Genomic DNA, 14,381 nt, shown 5'->3' on the forward strand with positions numbered 1-14,381 from the left:
AAATTTTTTTATGGCCTTGCCCCCGTCAGCCGGATCGTTTTAAATCCAAACAAAGGTATTGTACAATTAAAAGAGACGGGTGCTGCCGGGTCGGGTTTGACTGAATCGGTAATCTCGTTATTTAGCTCAACAAAATGCAACTGGTCTGCATGACAGTTCAGCCGGACCTGGTGATCGCGCTTCCGGGAACCGGTATTCGTGATTCTTACATACAGGTCGGTACCTTTATAATACAATGCCGTTATTTCGAGCCCCGGATCCAGCTGTTTAACGAACGGAGGCGCTGCACCGGTCTTATGGCCGCTATGAACGATCAGGGGCGCATTCCATACTGCTGTTTCCCTGTTTAGCTGCGCATGCTGCCAGTTGCCCCGGTGTGGCAATAAAGCATACCGTATTTCAGTAGGCCCGTTCACCGTATAATTTCTCCCCCATAAACCAATACCGGCATATTGCACGGTCAGCGACAATGGAAACCCGGGCCCGTGGGAATAGCTGGTCACATGGTCGGAGAGTAATGCCATCCCATAATTGCTGATCGTGTCGGTGATATCGACCCAGTTAAAAATGATATTGTTTTTTATTTCATCCCACCGGTTATAAAAGGTCCCGGATAGCCGGCTTTCTGTAACGTCCAGCGGTGCATCTTTGTATAATTTCTGATGCTCCAGGTTTAATGGAAAGCGCACCAGCAGTTTGCTGGTGTCGTTGTAAAAAGCCTTCTGTTTTCCCTCGGCTTTATACCCCCCGTACTGCCCGTAATCATCCCCGATACCCGTTCTTTTTGTGTAGTCGATATATAATCTCAGGTCGATTTTTTTTTCACCCTGCTGCAATTGCACGATCTGGGTAAACCGGTTGTTGTTAATGGTTCCTTCGATCCGGAGCCGGATCTGTACGGGACCGTTTTCGAGCAGGGTCACTACCGGCTTTTCCTCAAGGCTGCTGACGAATTTATTTTCATTGAAGAAAAATCCCCGCAAGGTATTAAAACGGGTTTCGCTTTCCGTTATAAAGTTTTTATCATTCAGCTGCTTTGCGGTCAATTGCTTTATATTTCCCTTTTTTGCATCCACGATCAGGCGGTACAGATCCGTTTCCATACAATAATCGCCATCCGGTGTAAGGCGGATGAATGCACCTTTGGAAGGCACGGTTTCTTTTTTTGCAGCTGCAAGGGAATAAACGCGGCTGCCCAATGCAGGAACGGCGGCCCTGAACAGGAGCGTACAGACAGAATCATTTTTTACGAGCTGGTGTGGGATCTTTTTTCCATCGCTTTCAATGATAAAAGCGTCTTTAGGCGGATCAGGAAGCGAGTAAGAAACAACTTCGTCCCTGTTAAACGATGTGGGATTATAAATGGTCAGGCTATTGAAGTCGGGGAGGGTGTTTCCCGATGCCTTTTTTGTTACCGATTGTTGCAGGATCTCCTGGGCGACAGCACCTGCATGGCCGGTCCATTCTTTTACATGGTCAGCCCAGGTTATACCGTTCATCCGGTTATAGGGAACGATCCAGCAATCATGATGCTGTGCCAGCAGTATATTTTTCCAGGCGTTGTCCAATTCCTTTTGCGGGTAGGGTACCTGGTTGTATAAGGTGGCCAATGCTGCCTGTTTTTCGGCTGCGGTTACTTTATTTTCGGCAGCACGCACCTGTTGTGCAATGCGCTGTACTACCTGTGCACCCCAGACCAGGCTTACCCGGATGTCTTCCTGGCTCAGACGCCAGTATTCTGTGGTAGGTTGTTGCGCTATTCGGTTAAAATAATTGCGCCAGGTGGTATAGTGTGTGGATGGGGATTTGTGATGATTGAGCCAGGGGCCGTTCCTCCATCCGGCGTCCTGAAGGCACATACCCACGGGGTGTGTGATGCCCTGTTTGCGGGCAGCGTTGATGAATTCCAGGGAATGGTTCCAGGCGGTTGTCTGCCAGGCCGAATTCTCCACCAGCGCTTCTGAGCCGTATCTCGGAACGGTAAGAATGGAGGAGCCATCCGGTCCTGTCCAGTACAGTGATTGTCCACCATAAGCTTTTACATAACCACCCCAGCAGGTATTGGGATTTTTCAGCACCGCGTATTTGATGCCCAGCGACTTCAGGATCTGGGGAAGGGCAGAGGTGAAGCAGGGCTCTTCTGAAGAATAGGTGGTAAATGTTATCAGGGGGAAGTGCAGCCGTAATTTTTCCATCCCATATTGAAATTGCCGGATCGTGCTTTCAATGGAGCTGTTAAAGAGATAACTCTGCGCATAGGTGGGGTTTACATATTCGGCGATGCCATTTTGCGAGGGGGTATTGATTATTTTTTTTATGCGTTCGTAGTTTTCCGGATCTTTTAATGCCACTGTATCCCAGGTATCCGGCTCTATCTCCAGGTTTAGTCTCCAGTCTTTCTCCCGGTCTGTATTGTCTGCAATAAATTTGGTGACCCAGAGCGGGTAATGACCGTAAATGCCTCCGTGGTAGCCGTCCGCAAAATAACTGGTTTGGGCGCTGATCTTTTGTACGGCTAGTAAACCCGCTAAAACAACCATTGCACACTTCAATAAATACCTCAAAATATCAACGATTTTAATGACCCGGCAACGACCCAACAGGATTGCCGTTGTTTATTAAGTACCCTTTCCCAAAGTTTTCCTCTATAATGGTTGGGGTAAATATTTGCTCGGGTGACTATTAAGCAAATCAGGAAAATAATGTTGAGAACTGTACTCATGGTTTGTTGTGTTGTTGTTACTGGGACCCTGTCCGCTCAGCGGGTAATTTCTCTAAACAGCAATGGCGGTGCTGTATCCTGGAAACTACGGCCGCAGGATGAGACCGGCCGGGACAGTATCCAGCTCTTTGCAGAAAATTATTCTGCTGAAGATTGGATAACGGCCGTTGTTCCCGGAGCCGTTTTTACATCCTATGTTGAAGCGGGAATAGAAAAAGATCCCAATTTCGGCGATAATATTTACCAGGTCGACAAGCGTAAATATAACAGGAATTTCTGGTACCGCACGCTATTCAATACGCCGTCCTTTAACAAAGAAGAAACGGTATGGCTGAATTTTGAGGGAATTAACCGCAAAGGAGAACTGTTTTTGAATGGGCATCGCCTGGGTATGCTGGATGGGTTTATGCAGCGCGGACATTTTAATATCACCCGACTGCTGAACCGGAGCGGAAAGAATGTGTTGGCCGTACTGGTAACCTATCCGTCTACGCCGATCCCCAACCATCAAAGCCCAACGTATATTTCAAGCGATGGGTGGGATTGGATGCCTTCGGTACCCGGCCTGCTGTCCGGCATTACCGATGATGTATTTTTATCCGTGACGGGTGGTGTTACCATTGTTGATCCCTGGATAAGGACCCAGGTACCGTCAAAAGACCAGGGGGTGCTGTCTGTGGCCACAACCCTTCGCAACGTAAGTACCAAAGAGATCAATGGACAATGCATCATCAATATCCAGCCCGGTAATATTGAGCTGCATCGTGATTTTAAAGTCGCTCCCGGTGCCACAATAATGGCTTCCTTTGATTCCGGTGCGTATAAACAGCTGGTCATTAAGGATCCAAAATTGTGGTGGCCGAATGGCTATGGTGACTCTCATTTGTATACCTGTTCCATAAAATATATTTCGGAGGGTACTGTGCTGGACAGCAGGAACATAAAGTTCGGGATCCGCGAGTATGCTTATGATACGACAGGTGGCGTATTTCATTTATCTGTTAACGGGGAACGGGTTTTTGTAAAAGGTGGGAACTGGGGGATGAGTGAATACCTGCTGCGCTGCCGGGGAGCGGAATATGATCTGAAGGTAAAACTGCATAAAGAGATGCATCTGAACATGATCCGCAACTGGATCGGTTCGGTGACCGATGAAGAGTTTTACGATGCCTGTGATAAATATGGCATTATGGTCTGGGATGACTTCTGGCTGAACTCACATCCCAATCTCCCTGAAGATGTTTTTGCATTTAACAAAAACGCCGTGGAAAAAATCAAACGCCTCCGCAACCATGCAAGTATTGCCGTCTGGTGCGGCGATAATGAAGGCGATCCGTTGCCTCCGTTGAACGGCTGGCTGCGCGAGAATATCAATACATTCGATAAGGGCGATCGCTGGTATCAGCCCAACTCGCACAGCGGCGCATTGACGGGAAGCGGCCCCTGGACAAATTTTCAGCCGGATTGGTATTTTACAAAATACCCTGGTGGTTTTGGTGGCAACAGCGGTTGGGGATTCCGTACGGAGATCGGTACCGCCGTTTTTACCACGTTTGAAAGCTTTAAAAAATTTATGCCCGAAAAGGACTGGTGGCCGCGGAACGATATGTGGGATAAACATTTTTTTGGAAAATCGGCGGCCAATGGCGGTCCGGACCGGTATGAAAAAAGTATCAACGAGCACTACGGAACTGCAACGGGTATTGAAGACTTTTGCCGCAAGGCCCAGCTGCTGAACATTGAAACCAATAAGGCATTGTACGAAGGCTGGCAGCATCACATGTGGAATGATGCTTCCGGTGTGATGACCTGGATGAGCCAGTCGGCCTATCCTTCTTTTGTATGGCAGACCTATGATTATTACTATGATCTGAACGGTGCGTACTGGGGGGTGAAAAAGGCCTGCGAACCGGTGCACATTCAATGGAATCCTGCAGACAATGCTGTAAATGTTATCAATACTTCATCTGCGGATGCCCGTAATGTTACAGCCGTTGCCGAAGTATATAATATGGACGGCAGTCTGCAGAAAAAATATTCAGAACGTCTACGGTCGGATGCACCATCGAATGCCTCCACTCATTTTTTCAACATTCAATTTACGATGGACAACCTGGCCTACCGGAAAGCAGTAACCGCATCCTCGTCACCTGGTGTGTTTGAACCGGCATTATGCGTAGCCGATAACAACACCGGCAGCCGCTGGTCAAGTGCATACAATGATGATGAATGGATCTGTATTGACCTGGGAACACCTACCGAAGTGGCATCGGTGACGCTGAACTGGGAGGCCGCTTATGGCAAGGCATACAAGCTATTAGTGGCTACGGATACCACCGACTGGCGGGAAGTGTACCACACCACAAACGGAAAGGGCGGACTGGAAACCATTCGTTTTAAACCGGTAACAGCGCGGTATGTAAAAATGCAGGGCATCAAACGGGCTACGCAATGGGGATATTCTTTATACGAAATGGAAGTATACAGCAATAAGAAAGCAGAGACCGGTTTGTCGCCCGTTCATTTTATTAAGTTGCGGTTAACGGATACTGCGGGGAAACTGATCAGCGATAACTTTTACTGGAGGGGGACCAAACCCAATGATTATACCGCTTTGAACCGCCTGCCCAAAACTAAACTGAAAATAAGCTCGGCGCTTTCCCGTAATGAGGGCAAGGCGGTGATCAGCGCTTCCATCAGTAATTCGAAACGATCGGTGGCTTTTTCGGTACAGGTGCAGGCCTACCGCAAAAGCGACGGGGAGCGGATTCTGCCTGCCGTAATGAATGAGAATTACTTTACCCTGCTTAAAGGGGAATCAAAGAATATCAGGATCACATTTGATGAAAAGCTGCTGCCGGATGGGGAGTACTTTCTGAAAGCAGTGCCTTATAATCCGTAAAAATTAATGAAGCCGTACATAAAAAGAGTGTTACTTTTTCCCTTTCAGGTGCTCCTGTATGTATTCTGAAGGCATCATTCCAAACTGTTTTTCGAAATTCTTGCTGAATATCTTGGGCGAATTGTAACCCACACGATCCGACACCTCATTGATATTATAACCGTCGCTCATTAAAGTGGCCGCTTTTTTCAGGCGGGTCAGGTTGATCAGATCGTTGGGTGTAAGGTTGGATATTGCATTTATTTTCCGGTAGAAGGTGGTCCGGCTCATATTCATATACCGGGCCAGCCGGTCAACGTCCAGTTCGGGTTCCTGTAAATGCTCTTCAATGATCAGATTTACCGATTCCAGAAAACGCTCGTCGGCTTTTGTGTGCGCAATCGTTTTGAGATGTGCAACGGGGGAGTTGGCGAAGTAGTTTTTTATTTTAGCCCTGTTGGCCAGCAGGCTGGATATCTGCATTTTCAGGTGCTTGGGTGAGAAGGGCTTTTCAATATATACATCGGCGCCCAGCTCAAGTCCCTGGAGGCGCGCCTGTAAAGTATTCTTCGCGGTGAGCAGTACACAGGGCAGGTGGCTGAGTTCTACATCGGACTTAATGATCCGGCAGAGTTCGAACCCGTCCATTACCGGCATCATAACGTCGCTGACAATAAGATCCACGATTTCTGTGCGAAGTACCTCCAGTGCGTCTTTTCCGTTGATCGTCTTTTTTACTTCATATTGGTCTTCCAGGTTGCTTTCGATAAAATCAAGTATATCCCTGTTGTCTTCTACTAATAATATTACGGGTTTCATAAAAATCAATTTCCATTATTGGGGTTCACCGGTAACTCAAGGATAAACAGATTCTGTTCCTGTACCTCCGTATCCAGTATCAGCGTACCATTGTGCATTTCTGCAAGGGTACGGCTTAAGGTAAGACCGATCCCTGTACCGGATTGAGCCGCTGTGTCCTTGACGCGGTAGAAGCTTTCAAATATTTTTTCGCGGTCTCCGGCCGGGATCACAAAACCGTCATTTGTTATCGTCATTTTGTAGCGCTGGTTATGGTCGCTGTATTTTAACGTGATCCTTACCGATCTTGCGGCGTATTTTACGGCATTGTCGATCAGGTTGCTGAATATTTTAATAAGTGCTTCCTCGTCGGCATATGCGTAAATGCCCTCATCCGCATCCAGCCCGAAATGCAGACGGTTGCTGTCTGCAATGGGTTTGAACCGTTGATAAATTCCCTGAAGCAGTTCCGAAATATTGAGTTGTACAAAATTCAGAAGGAACCCGTTTAATTCGATCTTTCTGAAATCCAGGATCTGGTTGGCAAGATGCATCAGCCGGTCGGTATTACGGTTCATCAGATCAAGGTTCCGCTTAATGGAGGAGGGGGTATCAACTGCGTCCATTATATTCTCCATCGGGCCTTTTATAAGTGTCAGCGGTGTTTTTATTTCGTGCGCCACATGGGTAAAGAAATCTATTTTGTCTTCATAGTGCACTTTTTCTTTTTCAAAGGCCATTTTTTCAATCCTTCTCTTATGGCGTTCCCTAGATCTGTTGATAAAAAACATGATAAGGAAATAGGTCAGTAATAGTATGCCCGCAATATAGACCAGGTAGGCCTCCCAGGTCAGCCAGAGTGGCGGCAGTATTTCAATGTTCAGCCGGGCGTAATGGGCCGGTTGCTGTTCCGTATCGCTGATGTTTTTTACAATAAACGTGTATTTGCCGGGCAGCAGTTCAGTGAAGTAGGCTTTCCGGTTTGTAGACAGGATGTTCCATGTTTTATCCAGCCCTTCCATTTTGTATGCATATTTCATGGTAAGCGGCGAACTGTAATCCAGCGCAGCGAAATCAATGCTGAAAGAAGACTGATTGTATGCGAGTGTAATACCCGGCGTAAATAAAATAGACTGGCGGAGCGGCGACTGCGCATCAATGGGCAGCTCCTTGTTGTATACCTGGAACCCGGTGATATATACAGGGGCCGGCAACCGGGTATCCCGGATGGAATCGGGATGAAAGCTGATCATCCCCTTTATACTTCCGAAATAGATATGGCCGCTCTTGTCTTTATAAGCCGATCGGTAGTTGAACTGGTCTGTCAGCAAGCCGTCAGATTTGGAGAATACCCTGACCTTATTACCGGAAGGGGTAAACCGGGCCAGTCCTCTTGAGGTGCTGAGCCAGAGATCTTTTTTGTCATCCTCCACGATCGCATAGATAACATTGGCGGGAAGATTGTGCTGCGTGGTATAAATATTCAAAGCACCGGTATGGGGATTGAGCTTGCCTAAGCCCCCTTCGGTAGCAAACCAGATGGTATGATCCGCACCGCAAAAAATATAATTGATCGTATTGCTGGCCACGCTTTTATTCGTTCCCGGTGAAAACAGATAGTGCTGCGTTTTATTTGTTTTGAAATCGTATTTGTAAACACCATTCCCGTAGGTGCCTGCCCATATATTTCCTGTGCTGTCTTCGCTCAATGCCCGGAAAAATGTTTGGGGCAGTGCTTTAACAAGATCAAAAGTATTCCGGGTCCTGTTAAACGTATAGACGCCTTTATCAGTACCTGCGATAATAATGCCCGTTGCGGTTTTTAGCAGGGCATCTGAAAAATTGCTGCCGATATCAGAATTAAGCGTATTGTAGTTCCGTATCTTTTCCCCTTTCAGGTTTAAAAGATCCAGTCCATGTAAAAAAGTACCGGCCCATACCGAGTCTCCGCTTACCAGCAGGCACTGGACGTTGGAGTAGGTGATGCTTCCTGTTGTTGCTGCCGGATTAAAGTTGATAAAGCTCCCGGTAGCAGGATTGAACTGGTTAAGCCCGGCGTCCTCTGTGGCGATCCACAGCTTCCCGTTTTTATCGCTTTTTATTTCCCCCACCGCGTATCCGCTGATAGAGGCTTCGCTTTTCTTAGGAAAATATTTTTTAAAGATCATTTGACGTGTAGAAAAATAGTTGACCCCGCCGAAATAAGTACTGGCCCAGATACCGCCCTGCCGGTCTTTAAACAGCGATTGTACGATATTGTTGGAGAGCGAATAGGGATCCTCGTGTTTTTTGCTGATATAATTGTATCTGTTACTTTTAAGATCCATGATATAAATGCCCGATTGTGTGGCGATCCAGTACTCGTCTTTTTCCGTGTTCAGGATGTCCATTACCGTAATATCTGTTTTGTCTGCATTATAAGTGAGCAGGTTCCTGTAGCTGCCATTATTTGTATCAAGCAGTTTCAGGCCTTCGTTGGAAGTGCCTACCAGTATGTTGCCTGCCCCGGCTTCGCAGATGGATTGTATCCGTTGGGAAACGGTGTTCCGGGATCTGGTAAAAACATTACAGACCTTATCAAACCGGTCATCGTCCGGATTGTACCGGGCTACCTGTCCGGCAGAGGAGCTTATCCAAAGGCTACCGTCCCTGAACAGCGTAAACGCAGTGACCTCATTGGGAAACGAATAGGTTTTCAATGCTTTCGTTTTGATATCAAAACAGTAAAGAACATAAAGCGTTATGTAATATACTTTGTCGCCCGCTACCCGGAGCGCCTGTATGGCCCCGTTGCCTGCCATCGGGAACTGTGTGAATTTTTCAGTAAGCTGATCAAAAATATAAAGCCCTTTCTCGGTACCTACCCATATTTTTTTATGCGCATCTTCCGACAGGCACATGATCGCATTGCTCCCGATGGTATTGGGGTTCAGCGGATCATTCCGGAATACCTTGTAGGATAATCCGTCAAAACGGTTCAATCCGTCGCGCGTGCCAAACCACATAAATCCCAGCTTATCCTGCATCATACAGATAACGGCATTGTTCGACAATCCGTCGTCTACCTGGTAGTGGGTAAAATAAAAGGATTGAGAAAAGCCGCCCGTGCTTCTTAAAAGCATAAAAACAAATATGAGCAGTATCCTTTTTTTCATTGGGGTGATCGCAGATCGGTGACACGACAAAATAAATAATTTACGGGACATTTCAGCCAAATACTGCGGGGTGGTACAAATACGGAGATATATGGAACAAAAATCACCTTTTTTATGTCAGAAGTTTTTCATTATTGCAGTAGCATTTTGTGAAACGATTGCATATCAAAAAATAACGATTGCTATGATAAAATCAGAAACTTACAGTGTTTTGGCAGATGAAGCGCTTTTCCGTATGTTCCAGAACGGCCAGACCGGTGCATTTGACGAGCTTTACCGCCGGTACCGGGACCCCCTGATCTCGGTGGCGGAACGGATGGTAACATCCCGGCAATTGGCGGAGGATATTGTTCAGGAAATTTTTCTCAGCCTGTTCAACCGGCGGTTGCGGATCGAGATCCAGGTATCCCTCCGGGCCTACCTTATGAAATCGATGAAGTTCAAGATCCTGAATGAGTTTCGCTCTTCCGGTGTGCGCAATGCGTACCGCAAACAGGTACATACGCACCGCAGCATGTTCCCGGGGCAGCATTGCGACTACCATTGCGAACTTAAAGATCTTACATCAAACATAGAACTATCTATAAGTATGCTGCCCGATAAATGCCGGACAGCGTTTCTGCTCAGCCGGAACGAAGAACTGTCCTATAAAGATATTTCCGGCTTTATGGGAATTTCCATCAGCACCGTAGAGAAGCATATCAGCAAGGCCTTGCGCCTTTTAAAGAGTAATTTACCTGTTGCCGATTTTTCAATTAATTAAAAATGATAAAAAAAATAATACCGGGCTTGCTGTTCATTATATGTATTCCGTTACAGGCACCCGCGCAGCGGCCGCTGGTGGATTATGTAAGCACGCTTCAGGGAACCAACTCCAGCTGGGATTTGTCTTACGGGAATGTTTATCCCACTATTGCATTGCCTTTTCCCGTTCATTCCTGGTCACCTCAGACCGGTAAAAACGGCGATGGCTGGAAATATACCTATAAGGCCACTACCATACGCGGTTTCCAGCAGGTGCATCAATGCAGTCCCTGGATGGGCGACTATGGCGTATTTTCCTTAATGCCGGTGGCGGGCAAACTGGAAGTTAATGAGGAGGCAAGGGCAACCGCTTTCCGTCATGAAAACGAAACAGCGAAACCGTCCTATTACAAAGTGAAATTTGATAATAATGTGGTTACGGAAATTACGCCTACCGAGCGTGCCGCGCACATGCGGTTCTCTTTTCCAAAGGGAAGAGAGGCTTATCTTGTTCTGGACGGGTACACCAAATTCTCCTTTGTGAAGATCATTCCCGGGGAGCGGAAGCTGATCGGGTATGTGACCAATGGTACTTTTATACCCGGGAATTTTAAAAATCATTTTGTTATTGAGTTCGACCAGCCTTTTGTGAACTATGGCACCTGGAGTGATGAAGGCCGGCACATACAGGAAAAGGCGTTGTTGGATTCCGGGCAAAAGGGAGGAGCCTTCGTACAATTCAGACCGGGTACCCGGGTACAGGTGAGGGTGTCTTCTTCTTACATAAGCCAGGAACAGGCGGCATTGAACCTGAAGCAGGAGCTGGGCGGGTATGCAGGGTTTGACGATACAAAACGGGCGGCGGATAAAGTGTGGAACGAATTATTGGGAAGGGTGCGGGTGGAAGGTGACAGTGAAGCGGATAAGGCGACCTTTTACTCCTGCGTATTTCGCGCCAACCTGTTCAGTCATAAATTTTATGATATAAAAGAAGATGGGTCCCCCTATTATTTCAGTCCTTATGACGATAAAGTTCATGACGGATATATGTATACCGATAACGGGTTCTGGGATACCTTCCGGGCGCAATTCCCGCTGACCAATATTCTGCATCCGACCATGCAGGGCCGTTATATGCAATCGCTGCTGGATGCGCAGGAACAGTATGGATTTTTCCCTACCTGGTCGAACCCCGGTATGTCGGGTGTTATGATCGGCAATCATGCCATATCATTATTAACGGATGCCTGGGTGAAAGGGATCCGGAATTTTGACCCGGGTAAAGCGTTGGACGCCTATTATCACGAAGCAACTAACAAAGGACCCTGGGGTGGTTCCAGTGGCCGCGAGGGAAGCGCGTATTGGTTTAGTCTGGGGTACATTCCCTATAAAGAGGTTTCCGAAAGCGGCGCCAAATCCCTGGAGTACGCGTATGATGATTGGTGCGCTTACCAGCTGGCAAAACTTACCGGTAACAAATTTTATGAGAACGTATTTGCAAGGCAGATGTACAACTACAAAAATGTATTTGATACAACCGTGGGCTTTGTACGTGGCCGGGATAAAAACGGCAACTGGGTGCCAAAGGATTTTGACCCGGTAGAGTGGGGTGACCCCTTCACCGAGGGAAATCCCTGGCAATGGAGCTGGTCGGTATTTCATGATATAAACGGACTTATTCAATTGATGGGCGGTGCCGACAGGTTCAATGCAAAACTGGACAGCCTCTTCACGGCTCCCAATACCGTAAAATATGGTTCCTATGGTCATGAGATACACGAAATGAAAGAAATGGTGTTACAGGGGCTGGGTCAGTATGCGCACGGCAATGAACCCGTGCAACATGCCGCCTACCTTTATAATTATTCGGGCCAGCCCTGGAAATCTCAAAAACAGCTGCGGGAAATTATGCGTAAAATATATAATGCGACGCCCAGCGGGTTCCCGGGTGATGAAGACCAGGGAGAGACCTCTTCCTGGTATGTACTGAGCGCCTTGGGATTGTATGCGGTTTGCCCCGGAACAGATCAGTATGTTATCGGCAGCCCGGTTTTCAGCAAGGCGACCATTATCCTGGAAAACGGTAAACAGTTTACGATACAGGCAAAAAATAACAGCGAACAAAACGTATACATCCAATCTGCAAAACTGAACAATAAAACCTATCATAAAAACTGGATCCGGTATGCGGATATCACGAACGGCGGCATTTTAGAACTCGAAATGGGCGCCACACCCAATAAGGAAAGAGGGGTGTCAAAAGCGGACCGGCCTTACTCGGTGTCGCTGGGCAATTAGTCAGGTTCCTGTTGTGCCGTTTATACATTCGGTCGTTATCAGCGCTGCCCGCCGGAAGGCGAAAGCCGGGAACTGGCAATTACTGCCTGGGAGCAGAAGAATAGTTGAGTGATACCGTAATTATGGCATCCGTTCCTTAATTTTATGCTATGCGTATTACCTGTTTTCTGTTCGTTGTTTTTTTTGCTGTGGCCTGTGCTGCGGCCCGCCCGGTACAGCCTCCTGAGCGCCCGCTACCGGCATCAAAAGACACCATTGATCCCGTTATTCCCGGGGATTTTGCAGATCCCTCGGTGATCCGGGTTGGCAATACCTATTATGCAACAGGTACCTCATCGGAATGGGCACCGCATTACCCGCTGTTCATTTCCGGGGATCTTATACACTGGAAACAGTCCGGCTATATTTTTAATAAAACGCCGGACTGGGCCTCGTCTTCTTTCTGGGCGCCCGAATTATTGTACAGAAACGGCATTTATTATGTGTATTATACTGCACGGAAAAAATCGGATGGTATCTCCTGTATCGGTGTGGCTACGTCTGAGGATCCTGAAAAAGGTTTTACGGACAGGGGCATCGTAGTAGAATTTGGTAAGGAGGCCATCGATGCCTTTGTGGCGGAGGAAAACGGACAATGGTATATTACCTTTAAAGCCTATGGGCTGGATGACCGTCCGATCGAGTTGCTGGGATATCAGCTTTCGGATGACGGTCTGAAGACCGTTGGCGCGCCTTTTATGCTGCTGCGGGGTGAGAAGAAGAAGGGCATGGAGGGCCAGTGTATCGTCCGGCGTAATAACTATTACTATTTGTTTTACTCAGCAGGTGATTGTTGCGGCCTGCGTTGCAGTTACCATGTGAATGTGGCAAGATCCAAAACCCTGAAGGGACCCTATACCCCGTTTGAAGGGAATCCTGTGCTGGATGCTTTTGATGACTGGAAATGTACGGGGCATGGTACGATTGTGACTGATAAGAAAGGAACCGACTATTTTCTTTTTCATGCGTACAATAAAATAACGGATGTGCATACCGGCCGGCAGGGAATGCTGGCGCGGTTGCGTTGGGATGAACAGACGGGGTGGCCTTCCTTTTATCCCGTACCAGGGGAGCCGGTTAGAGGGTTTTCGGATGATTTTTCCGGTACATCCCTGAATGCCGCGTGGCAATGGGATTTCAGGCATACGCAACCTGTGAGCCGGCCCGGAAAAGGGTGGCTGTATTTGTCGGGAACACCCGGCCCGGAAAACAGGACGGGTACCGCATTGACGATAAGGCCCTTTTATGCCGACTATGAGATGACAACCGCTGTTCTCAACCGTAACCCCGCGCTGAAGGGGTTAACGGTTTATGCCGATGCGGACCAGGCCATAGGTATCGGCGTGAAAAATGACAGCGTGGAAGTCTGGTGTGTAAAAGATAAGGTCCGCAGCGTTTTAAGAACCGTTAAAATAAATGGCGCCCTTACCTGTTATCTTAAAATGACCGTAATGGAGGGAAAACCATCCGGCTTTTATTGGAGCAATGATCCTCATAACTGGAAAGCGGTGGACATGGATGGTACCGGTATTTCCGGATTTTTGCCGCCCTGGGACAGAAGCTCAAGGCCGGGATTGCAGCAGCAGGGTACCGCCCCCGCCGCCTTCGGTTTTTTCCGGATCCGGTATTTTTAGCGGCAGTACCGGTGCTCCTGATCACAATCATCTGTGCGGATGGAAAGATCGCAGACCTGGCTTTTTTCGACTGAGGTCGTTTATTCAGCCCACCAGCGGGAGATAATATT

At 47.6% G+C, this 14,381-nt stretch carries 7 protein-coding genes; 4 read left to right on the forward strand and 3 right to left on the reverse strand.

Annotated elements, in window-relative coordinates; all coding sequences use genetic code 11:
- Nucleotides 1-8: 8 nt before the first annotated feature.
- Entirely contained in the window at nt 9-2,540 is a 2,532-nt protein-coding gene (locus K7B07_RS20745) for a glycoside hydrolase family 38 C-terminal domain-containing protein (protein ID WP_223712454.1), read from the reverse strand.
- A gap of 162 nt (nt 2,541-2,702) precedes the next feature.
- On the opposite strand from K7B07_RS20745, the gene K7B07_RS20750 reads away from it, so the two are divergent.
- A complete protein-coding gene (locus tag K7B07_RS20750; RefSeq protein WP_223712455.1) occupies nt 2,703-5,624 on the forward strand; it encodes a discoidin domain-containing protein in 2,922 nt (973 codons plus the stop codon).
- A gap of 30 nt (nt 5,625-5,654) precedes the next feature.
- Here K7B07_RS20750 and K7B07_RS20755 read toward each other — a convergent pair whose 3' ends face one another.
- Nucleotides 5,655-6,422 carry a response regulator transcription factor gene (locus K7B07_RS20755; RefSeq protein WP_223712456.1) on the reverse strand — a complete coding sequence of 256 codons (768 nt, stop codon included), beginning with the start codon at nt 6,420-6,422 and terminating at the stop codon, nt 5,655-5,657.
- A 5-nt stretch (nt 6,423-6,427) separates the two neighbouring features.
- Nucleotides 6,428-9,523, reverse strand: a complete 3,096-nt coding sequence (locus tag K7B07_RS20760) for a ligand-binding sensor domain-containing protein (RefSeq protein ID WP_223712457.1) — start codon at nt 9,521-9,523, stop codon at nt 6,428-6,430.
- A 217-nt stretch (nt 9,524-9,740) separates the two neighbouring features.
- On the opposite strand from K7B07_RS20760, the gene K7B07_RS20765 reads away from it, so the two are divergent.
- The 3 genes from K7B07_RS20765 (at nt 9,741) to K7B07_RS20775 (ending at nt 14,271) form a co-directional block, all read left to right on the forward strand.
- Nucleotides 9,741-10,319, forward strand: coding sequence for an RNA polymerase sigma factor (locus tag K7B07_RS20765; RefSeq protein WP_223712458.1), 579 nt, complete (start codon nt 9,741-9,743; stop codon nt 10,317-10,319).
- A gap of 2 nt (nt 10,320-10,321) precedes the next feature.
- Complete coding sequence (locus tag K7B07_RS20770; RefSeq protein WP_223712459.1) at nt 10,322-12,598, forward strand: GH92 family glycosyl hydrolase; 2,277 nt, start codon at nt 10,322-10,324, stop codon at nt 12,596-12,598.
- Nucleotides 12,599-12,747: 149 nt separating this feature from the next.
- Nucleotides 12,748-14,271: a family 43 glycosylhydrolase gene (locus K7B07_RS20775; RefSeq protein WP_223712460.1), complete on the forward strand. Its 1,524-nt coding sequence runs from the start codon at nt 12,748-12,750 to the stop codon at nt 14,269-14,271.
- Nucleotides 14,272-14,381 lie beyond the last annotated feature (110 nt).

The organism is Niabella beijingensis, from assembly GCF_020034665.1.
Classification (GTDB): domain Bacteria; phylum Bacteroidota; class Bacteroidia; order Chitinophagales; family Chitinophagaceae; genus Niabella; species Niabella beijingensis.